The sequence below is a fragment of the Achromobacter sp. genome (assembly GCF_036567245.1).
In the GTDB taxonomy this organism is placed as follows: domain Bacteria; phylum Pseudomonadota; class Gammaproteobacteria; order Burkholderiales; family Burkholderiaceae_B; genus Achromobacter.
Genome location: NZ_DATCUY010000209.1, coordinates 1 through 8,062, shown reverse-complemented (window position 1 = coordinate 8,062; position 8,062 = coordinate 1). Strand labels below are relative to the sequence as shown.

Here is an 8,062-nt window from a genome sequence, read left to right as displayed (position 1 = left end):
CCCCGCGCCCCGATACAGGCGCGGCCACATGCGCGCCAAGCGCTGGCTTTCCTCTTCGCTCTCGGGCTCGGCCTGCGCCTGCAGCGCCAAGGCCAGCGCATCGCCGTACCGCGCCATGCGCTCATACACGCGGATGCGGCGATGGCGCGCGCCGGGATAGGCGCAGGCCTCATACACGCGTTGCGCGGCGTCCCAGTCCCGCGCCCGTTCGCAAGCCTGCCCGATGCGCAGCAGGACCTTGGCGCGGCGCTTTTCCAGCCAGGGATTGCCGCTGGCGCAGGCCTGCACGGCCCGCATCAGCGCATCGGCGTCGGCCCCTTCGTCCAGCGCCACGCGGCAGGCGTGCAGCGCCAGATAGCAATCCACATCTTCCCGCGTCTGGAAAGCGCGGGACGAGGCATCGAACGGCACCGTCTCATACTGGAACACGCCCAGGTCGGCCAGCACGAACTCCGACCAGTCCTGATGCAGATTGCCGAAGAACATCAGACGGAAACGTTCGCAGATATCCGTCACGGTCACGCGCCAGACCGGCTCGTCCACGGCAGGATTCCATTCGGCGTAAGGCCGCGCATCCGCACAGGCGGCGCGCGCGGCCTCCAGCAGATCGCTCTTGCGCGAGGCGGATCTGACCGGCAGATCCGCAAACATGCGGCTCAGTTCCGGCTTGGTATGCAGGTCGAACAGCTCGTCCAGCGTCATCGGCGCCTGCGCGTCCAGCCAGCCCAGCGCCAGCAGGGGCTGGGCGGCGGCCTCGGCCGCGCCGATCTCTTCATAGACCAGCCGGCCGGCCCGGAACCACGGGCCGCGCCGCATCAACATGCGGACCATCAGCGCCTGGGATGCCTGCGGCAAGGCCGGGAAATCCGTCATGAAACGGCGCTCGGCGGCGTCCAGCAGATCGGCGTAGCGGTCGCCCACCCACGTCAGCGCGCGCTGGAAGTTGTGCAGATAGTAGTAGCGGTAGGCGGGAAACATCGGCCGGGCCGGATAACTGGATATTTATCCAGCAATCATAGCAGGCGCGGGGCCGACCCGCGCCGCCGTTTCAGTCCTGCCCGTGGCGCAGCAGATGGAACCCTTCGGCCTCGTCAGGCTCGACGAAGTACGCGGTGATCGCGTCGTACTGCTCGTCCGTGGTGGTGTACGGATGCGTGCCCGACGCATTGCGGGCGCGCAGCCTGGCTTTGCAGATCTCGTCGGGCAGATCCAGGTAGTGCAGCCGATGGGCGCAGCCGGCCTGCTCGGCCACCTGGCGCAGCCATTCGCGGCTGCGCCGCGTGTTCGCCGGGAAGTCCAGCACCACCGACAAGCCCGCCCCCACCAGCGCCGCCACATGGTTGCCCATCGCGTTGCGCAGACGGCTGGCGCAGCGGGCGTAGTCGGCCAGGTCCACGATCTCTCCCGGATACAGCGCCGCCAGCCAGCTGTCCTCGCTGAGCAGGATGGCGCCGGGCTGCGCCGCCAGCTTCTGCGCCAGCGTGGATTTGCCGGAGCCGATCTTGCCGCACAGGAAGTGCAGCATGGGCGTGGCCGGGGGGGAAGGATCAGTGGACATCATGAAGTGCTCTCCTGGGAAAAACTGCAGGCAGGAAGCGGGCAACAAAAAACCCGCCTCTGGCGGGTTTATGTAGCGATGTACCGACGCGCGCTAACCCACCATGGTCCTGATGGGGGTAATAATCAGAGCGAACGGGGTCGGGGATCGGCGCATGACATCAAGCTTGCGCCTACCGCCGACGCCTGTCAAATCGCGCGCAAGAAAATCGGCGCCGGCAAGCCCTCCAGCCTGCCGGCGCCGCGTTCCCTCACGCCAGGCGATGGCGCGGGGATGTCAACGCGCCGGCTGCGGCGCCGCCCCCACGTCCTTGCGCACCTTGGCCACGTCGGCAGCGGTGACTGCCGCCGCCTGGTTGCCCCAGCTGGACCGCACGAACGTCACCACGTCGGCGACTTCCTTGTCGCTCATGCGCCAGTCGAAGCCCGGCATCGCGTAGGCGGTCGGCGCCGCCGTGGTGGCCGGCATCTGCGCGCCCTTGAGCACGATGTGGATCAAGGAAGCGGGATCCGCCGAGTTCACCGTCGAACTGAGCGCCAGCTGCGGGAAGGTCTCCGTGTAGCCCTTGCCCGTGCTGCGATGGCAGGCCGCGCAGTTGTTGAGGAAGGCCATGGCGCCGTCGCCCTTGTCCTTGCCCGTGCGCAGCGCCTGCGCCACGGACTCGTCGTAGGCCTGCGGCTTGGCGGCGTCCTTGTTCACCGGCGGCAGGCTCTTCAGATAGGCCGCGATGGCGTTCAAGTCGGCGTCGGACAGATGCTGGGTGCTGTCGCCCACCACCTGCGCCATGCCGCCGAAGGCGGCGGAATGGCCATTGCGTCCGGACTTCAGGAAGGCCACGATATCCGCCTGGCTCCAGCTGCCCAAACCGTCGGCAGCGTCACCGCGCAAGTTCTTGGCCAGCCAGCCTTCGACCACGCCGCCCGACAGGAAGGCCGAGCCGTCGGCCTCGGTCAAGGCCTTTTCCTGCAGGGCCACGCCGCGCGGCGTATGGCAGGTGCTGCAATGGCCCAGGCCTTCGACCAGGTACTGTCCGCGCAGCAGCGCGGCGCGGTCGGCGCCTTGCGTGTCGGCGGTCACGGGGGCCGTGGCCACGTCCGGGGCGAACATCCAGCGCCACACGCCCAGCGGCCAGCGCATCGACAAGGGCCAGATGATGTCGGTGTCCTTGTTCTCCTGCTTGACCGGCTCCACGCCGTGCATGAAGTAGGCGTACAAGGCCTTCACATCCTCGGGCGTGACCTTGGCATAGGCGGTGTACGGCATCGCCGGATACAGCGAGTGCCCGTCCTTGGCCACGCCGTGGCGCACGGCCCGGTCGAAGTCCTCGTACGTATAGCCGCCGATGCCGGTGTCCTTGTCCGGCGTGATGTTGGTGGAATAGATCGTGCCCAGCGGCGAATCGATGCCCAGGCCGCCCGCGAACGGCTTGCCGTCCTTGGCCGTGTGGCAGGCGATGCAGTCGCCGGCGCGCGACAGGTACTCGCCTTGCTTGATCATTTGCGCGTCGGCGGCGGCAGGCGTGCCGTCAGCCGCGAACGCCGCACTTGCCGCCAGGGCCGAGACAGCCGCAACAATGGTCTGCTTAATCATTGTGCCGTCTCCTTAAGCCTGGACCAGCGGGCCGGGGTTCTTCAGGTACTGGTCGCGGATCGCTTGCGCCGACCAATAGGCCAGCGCCCCGACCAGGCCCGTGGGGTTGTAGCCCATGTTCTGCGGGAACACGCAGGCCCCCATCACGAACAGGTTGGGCACGTCCCAGCTTTGCAGGTACTTGTTGACCACGCTTTCCTTGGGGTTGGCGCCCATGATGGCGCCGCCCGTGTTGTGCGTGCTCTGGTAGACCCGCGTGTCGTAGCGCGCGCCCTTCTTGCGCACCGCCACGGCGTATTTTTCGGGCTTCATGGCCTTGGCCACTTCCTCCATGCGCTTGCCCATGTGGCCCAGCATGTCGAATTCGTTGTCATGCCAGTCGAATGTCATGCGCAAGAGCGGCTGGCCGAAGCTGTCCTTGTAGGTCGGGTCCAGCGACAGATAGGCGTCGCGGTACGACATCACCGAGCCGGAAATGCCCAGGGTCATGTGGCGCTGATAGGCGTCCTGCACCCCGGCCTTCCAGCCCGTGCCCCACGTGGGCGTGCCCGGCATGGTGGGCGTCTGCTTGATCGGACGGCCGCCGTAGCGCACGTGGCGGATGCTGGCCCCGCCCAGGAAGCCCAGCGGGCCGTGGTCGAACTGGTCGCCGTTCAGGTCGTCCATGCCCACGCCGCCCGCGCCCGTGCCCACGAAGGGATTGAGCTGGGTGCCCTTGGGCAACAGCACATTGACCGCGCCATTCATCTGATAGGCGTAGTTCTTGCCGACCACACCTTCGTTGGTCTTGGGATCGTAAGGCTTGCCGATACCAGACAGCAGCAGCAGGCGCACGTTATGCATCTGGTAGGCCGACAGGATCACCAGGTCGGCCGGCTGCTCGATCTCGCGGCCTTGCGCGTCGATATAGGTCACGCCCACGGCCTTCTTGCCGGTGGAGTCCAGGTTGACCTTGATCACGTGCGATTGCGTGCGCAGCTCGAAGTTGGGCTTCTTCAGCAGCACCGGCAGGATGGTGGTCTGCGGCGAGGCCTTCGAGTACATGTAGCAGCCGTAGTTCTCGCAGAAACCGCAGAAATTACAGGGACCCAGGCGCACGCCGTACGGATTGGTGTACGGGCCCGACGCGTTGGCCGCGGGCGCCGGATACGGATGGAAGCCAACCTCGCGCGCCGCCTTGTCGAACAGTTGGGCGCCGTAGGTGGTGGTCAGCGGCGGCAGCGGGAATTCCTTGCTGCGCTTGCCTTCCAGCGGATTGCCGCCTTCGACGATCTGACCGTTCAGGTTGCCGGCCTTGCCGGAGGTGCCGCAGACGTACTCGAACTTGCTGAAGTATGGCTCCAGCTCGTCGTAGGTCACGCCGAAATCCTGGATGGTCATGCCTTCCGGAATGAAGCTCTTGCCGTAGCGCGTTTCGTAGCGCGTGCGCAGCTCCAGTTCTTCAGGCAGCACGCGGTAGTGCATGCCGTTCCAATGGAAGCCGGCGCCGCCCACGCCCGTACCCAGCAGGAACGAACCATTCTGGCGGTACGGCACAGCCACGTCGTCCACGCCGTGGCGTATGGTCACGGTTTCCTTCGACAGATCCTGGAACAGCTTGCCGCGCACGGAGTACGCCAGCTCGTCGGCGACCTTGGGATACTCGGCGTCCTTGGGCGTGTCCTGCATCCCGCCGCGCTCCAGCGCCAGCACATGCAGCCCTGCCTCGGTCAGCTCCTGGCCGAGAATCGCGCCGGTCCAGCCGAACCCGACCAGCACCGCATCGACTTTGTCTTTTTTGATCGCCATGGCTTAACCCTTCTCCCCAGAGATCGACACGGGGCCGTAGGGATACTTCGCGTTGGGCTGGTCGGCCCAGTCCATGAAGTCCGCGCGCGCGCCCGGGAAACCCACCATCTTCCAACCCACCATGTTCTTGTTGCCGCCGTACATGGGATCGGCGAAGAACCCTTCCTTGGTGTTGGAAAGCAGGAAGCTGAAGAACGTCGTGGCAGGCACGGCTTCGAACTTGATCTTGCCGCCCTGCAGATCCTTCAGGATCTGTTCCTGCAGCGGCTTGTCCAGTTCGGCGTAGGCCTTGCCATGCGTCTTCACGCACCAGGCATCACAGGCTTCGATACCGTGGCGGTAGACCTCGCGGGGGTTCTGGCTGAGTTGATAGCCCAGTTCCGGCACCTGATCGGTATGGAACGGCCCCTGCATGTACCAGAGCTTGCCGTGGCCGAACGGCGTTTCCATCTGGCGGTCGATGAATTCCGGCACGCCGGCCTCGATGGCGCCGGGACCGTATTCGTCCGCGGGAATCAGATGATCCACCGCGGCCACGATGAAGGCCCATTCGGCCTTGGTGAAATAGGTGGGCTCGTAGGGCTTGGCCGCGCGCGCGGCGGCGCTATCCGACTCGTTGGTACAGCCGGCGGTCATTGCGCCCACCGCCAGCGTCGAGGCCGGCACGATGGCCAACGCCTGCAGGAACCGCCTGCGCGGCTTTGCGTCTTCTGTCATAGACATCTCCGTGAATACTCCAAGTTGTCCTAGCTACCGAACATGAACCTGGGAACACGAACCGCCGAGCTAGTGACAACACGCTCTTCGCTTACAGAAAATCGACCCGATCCCCACGACATGGAGCTTGGGAAAGGGTGCGCACATTATGCGCTCTTTAGGCCATCTGATACGCTCATGCGACCATATCAGATCGATTTTCTTGACATGAAAATAAGTTTTGCATTAAGGACAAAGTAAGAAGCTTTGCACTAGACCCGCATGACAACGGACTCACCTATGAACGAAAAGACCAAGACTTGGCGCAGCACCACGACGACGCGCAGCTGGAACACCGCGGAAGGCCTGACGCCCGAACAGCGCGCCAACATCGAAGAGCTGCTGGATGGCGGATTGGATGGCGCCTCGGTGAGCGAAACCTGGAGCTATGCCGGCATCGAAAACGGCGAGTCCTTCAAGGTCGAGATCAAGAACGGCGCGGTCACGGTCAATGGCCGCAAGTACGACAGCCTGGACGAAGTCCCCCGCGCCGAACGCGAGCGCATCGAAGCGCTGCGCGCCGGCCAGGGAGACGGCGGCCTGTGGGACATGCTGCGCAATGCCGGCGTCGACGTGGAAAACCTTGCGCAGGGAATGAAGCAACACGAGGCCAAACCGGAGTTCGTGATAGAAACCGATGATGCCGCGCCAGCGCCGGCGCGCGCATCGGCCGAATCCGGGCCGTCCCATGTAAATTCCGGGCTCGCTCCGGGCGCCGTGCCGGCCAGGAGCGGCGGCCTGCGCAGGACGTTGCTGATCGGCGTCGCGATCGGCCTGGGCTGGTGGGTGGCGCGGGCGCTGAACCTGTTCTGAAGCGTTCACGTCCGGGCGTTGCCCGTGAATTGTTTCAAAACTTGGCCTGAGCGCACCGCACTGCCCTGCACGACACGCATGGAAACATAAGGACAACGCCCGGCAGGAGCCACGCGCCTACGATCTGGAATTCCCGATGCGCGCCGCCCGCGCGCCAGGAGTCCGGATGCGCGTACTGCACTCGCTCAGAGCCCGTGTCGCCGCCAGCCTGGCAGGCATAGGCTCTCTGCTCGCCGCCGCCAGCATCGTGCTGTATGGCGCTTACGGCAAGCTCAACCGCGCATCCGAACCGGTGTACAGCGCGGATGCCTCGATCCAGACCGGACAGTGGCAGGTGGTGCCGCGCCGGGCCTGGACCGCGTCCAGCCCCAAGGTCTATGGCGTGCCCGTCAAGCCCGGCGCCACGGCGCTGGTGGTCGAAGCCGACCTCACCAACCGCACGGCCGAATCGAGCGCCGACTATCTGGGACTGTTGCGCTGGAACCCGCCGCTCGCGACCGTTGCGGGCAAACCGATGGTGGTCGGCCTGCGCGACACGCAGCAGATGCCATACCTGCAACCCGGCCTGCCCGAGCGCATGGCCTTTGTCTGGATGCTTCCGCCCGCGGCCGCGGCTCCCGCGCGCACCGCGCTTGCGGTGCAGAGCAAGATCTACAAGCCCGTGGACAATCTATATGGCGCGCCCGGTTGGTTCAATCCCGCCAACGTCGGCCGGATCGACTTGCCCGTAGCGCTCGAGGCCGCGCCATGAGCGCGCGGCTGGGGACGTTGCTGCTGGTGCTGGCCGCGGCGCTGGCCCTCTATGCCATGCAGCGCAGCACGCCCCGCTACATGGCGCTGACCGGCCCCATCACCGTGCGCGGCGCCATGGGACAGACGGTCAGCGCCCGGCAGTTCGACGTCACCGTGGAGCGCGTGCAGTTCGCGCAGCAATTGCACTACCGCAGCCTGAGCGCGTCGCAAACGCGCGGGACCGGCGGCGTCTGGGCCATCGTCTGGCTGCGCCTGGCGGCCCGCGACACATCGGCCACCGTCGGCGAAGCCGCCTGGCTCGGACCCGACGGCCTCACCTACCGCCACACCGACCGCCTCGTGCTCGCGCGCAACCAACCGCCCCATGCCGTGGAACCAGGCCTGCCGCGCACCGTGCGGCTGGTGTTCGAGATCCGCCCGGATCAAGCGCGCGGCGCCACGCTGCTGCTGTCCGCGCGCTACGACCCGCGCCTGGATTCGCAGGTGCGCATTGCGCTGGACGACGTGCCGCTGGACGGCTCTGGCCGGCCGATTGCCGCCGACCGATACGATCTCGACCAGGAGGCCCCGCCATGAGCGACGCGGCCATGAGCGAGCGCCGCTGGCGCCGCCGCAGCCTGTGGCTGCTGCCTCCCTTGCTGCTGCTGACCCTGTACTGGAGCGGCCACGACAGCGTAGCCCGCTGGCTCGATGGCCGCGAACTGCAGCCGCGTGAAATCGCCGCTGGCACGCAGGCGACGCTGGGCGGCGCGCAATGGCAACTGCGGCAATTCGCCGTGCTGGAAGCGCCGGCCGGCCGCGGCT

General features: G+C 66.3%; 7 protein-coding genes and 2 pseudogenes. 4 read left to right on the top strand and 5 right to left on the bottom strand.

Annotated features, from left to right (window positions below; all coding sequences use genetic code 11):
- The 5 genes and pseudogenes from VIR09_RS09085 to VIR09_RS09065 form a co-directional block, all read right to left on the bottom strand.
- A pseudogene (locus VIR09_RS09085) lies at nucleotides 1-978 on the bottom strand (VRR-NUC domain-containing protein); the annotation flags it as partial.
- 70 nt (nucleotides 979-1,048) lie between these two features.
- On the bottom strand, nucleotides 1,049-1,561 hold the full coding sequence (locus VIR09_RS09080) for an ATP-binding protein (RefSeq protein ID WP_332012568.1): 513 nt from the start codon (nucleotides 1,559-1,561) through the stop codon (nucleotides 1,049-1,051).
- 273 nt (nucleotides 1,562-1,834) lie between these two features.
- Nucleotides 1,835-3,148, bottom strand: a complete 1,314-nt coding sequence (locus tag VIR09_RS09075) for a cytochrome c (RefSeq protein ID WP_332012567.1) — start codon at nucleotides 3,146-3,148, stop codon at nucleotides 1,835-1,837.
- Nucleotides 3,149-3,160: 12 nt separating this feature from the next.
- On the bottom strand, nucleotides 3,161-4,936 hold the full coding sequence (locus tag VIR09_RS09070; RefSeq protein ID WP_332012566.1) for a GMC family oxidoreductase: 1,776 nt from the start codon (nucleotides 4,934-4,936) through the stop codon (nucleotides 3,161-3,163).
- Nucleotides 4,937-4,939: 3 nt separating this feature from the next.
- Entirely contained in the window at nucleotides 4,940-5,653 is a 714-nt protein-coding gene (locus VIR09_RS09065; protein ID WP_332012565.1) for a gluconate 2-dehydrogenase subunit 3 family protein, read from the bottom strand.
- A gap of 279 nt (nucleotides 5,654-5,932) precedes the next feature.
- Between VIR09_RS09065 and VIR09_RS09060 the strand changes: the two genes are divergently transcribed.
- The 4 genes and pseudogenes from VIR09_RS09060 to VIR09_RS09045 all read left to right on the top strand — a co-directional run.
- Nucleotides 5,933-6,505 carry a hypothetical protein gene (locus VIR09_RS09060; RefSeq protein ID WP_332012564.1) on the top strand — a complete coding sequence of 191 codons (573 nt, stop codon included), beginning with the start codon at nucleotides 5,933-5,935 and terminating at the stop codon, nucleotides 6,503-6,505.
- 166 nt (nucleotides 6,506-6,671) lie between these two features.
- Nucleotides 6,672-7,256 carry a hypothetical protein gene (locus VIR09_RS09055; protein ID WP_332012563.1) on the top strand — a complete coding sequence of 195 codons (585 nt, stop codon included), beginning with the start codon at nucleotides 6,672-6,674 and terminating at the stop codon, nucleotides 7,254-7,256.
- Nucleotides 7,253-7,834, top strand: a complete 582-nt coding sequence (locus VIR09_RS09050; protein WP_332012562.1) for a hypothetical protein — start codon at nucleotides 7,253-7,255, stop codon at nucleotides 7,832-7,834. Before VIR09_RS09055 ends, VIR09_RS09050 begins: the two co-directional genes overlap by 4 nt.
- Nucleotides 7,831-8,062, top strand: a pseudogene (locus tag VIR09_RS09045) (hypothetical protein); the annotation flags it as partial. The gene VIR09_RS09050 and the pseudogene VIR09_RS09045, both read left to right, overlap by 4 nt.

Bases quoted from the DNA above. Each gene is read 5' to 3' on its own strand.
- VIR09_RS09075 (WP_332012567.1), bottom strand. From the start codon at position 3,148: ATGATTAAGCAGACCATTGTTGCGGCTGTCTCGGCCCTGGCGGCAAGT.
- VIR09_RS09055 (WP_332012563.1), top strand. From the start codon at position 6,672: ATGCGCGTACTGCACTCGCTCAGAGCCCGTGTCGCCGCCAGCCTGGCA.
- VIR09_RS09065 (WP_332012565.1), bottom strand. From the start codon at position 5,653: ATGACAGAAGACGCAAAGCCGCGCAGGCGGTTCCTGCAGGCGTTGGCC.
- VIR09_RS09070 (WP_332012566.1), bottom strand. From the start codon at position 4,936: ATGGCGATCAAAAAAGACAAAGTCGATGCGGTGCTGGTCGGGTTCGGC.
- VIR09_RS09060 (WP_332012564.1), top strand. From the start codon at position 5,933: ATGAACGAAAAGACCAAGACTTGGCGCAGCACCACGACGACGCGCAGC.
- VIR09_RS09050 (WP_332012562.1), top strand. From the start codon at position 7,253: ATGAGCGCGCGGCTGGGGACGTTGCTGCTGGTGCTGGCCGCGGCGCTG.
- VIR09_RS09080 (WP_332012568.1), bottom strand. From the start codon at position 1,561: ATGATGTCCACTGATCCTTCCCCCCCGGCCACGCCCATGCTGCACTTC.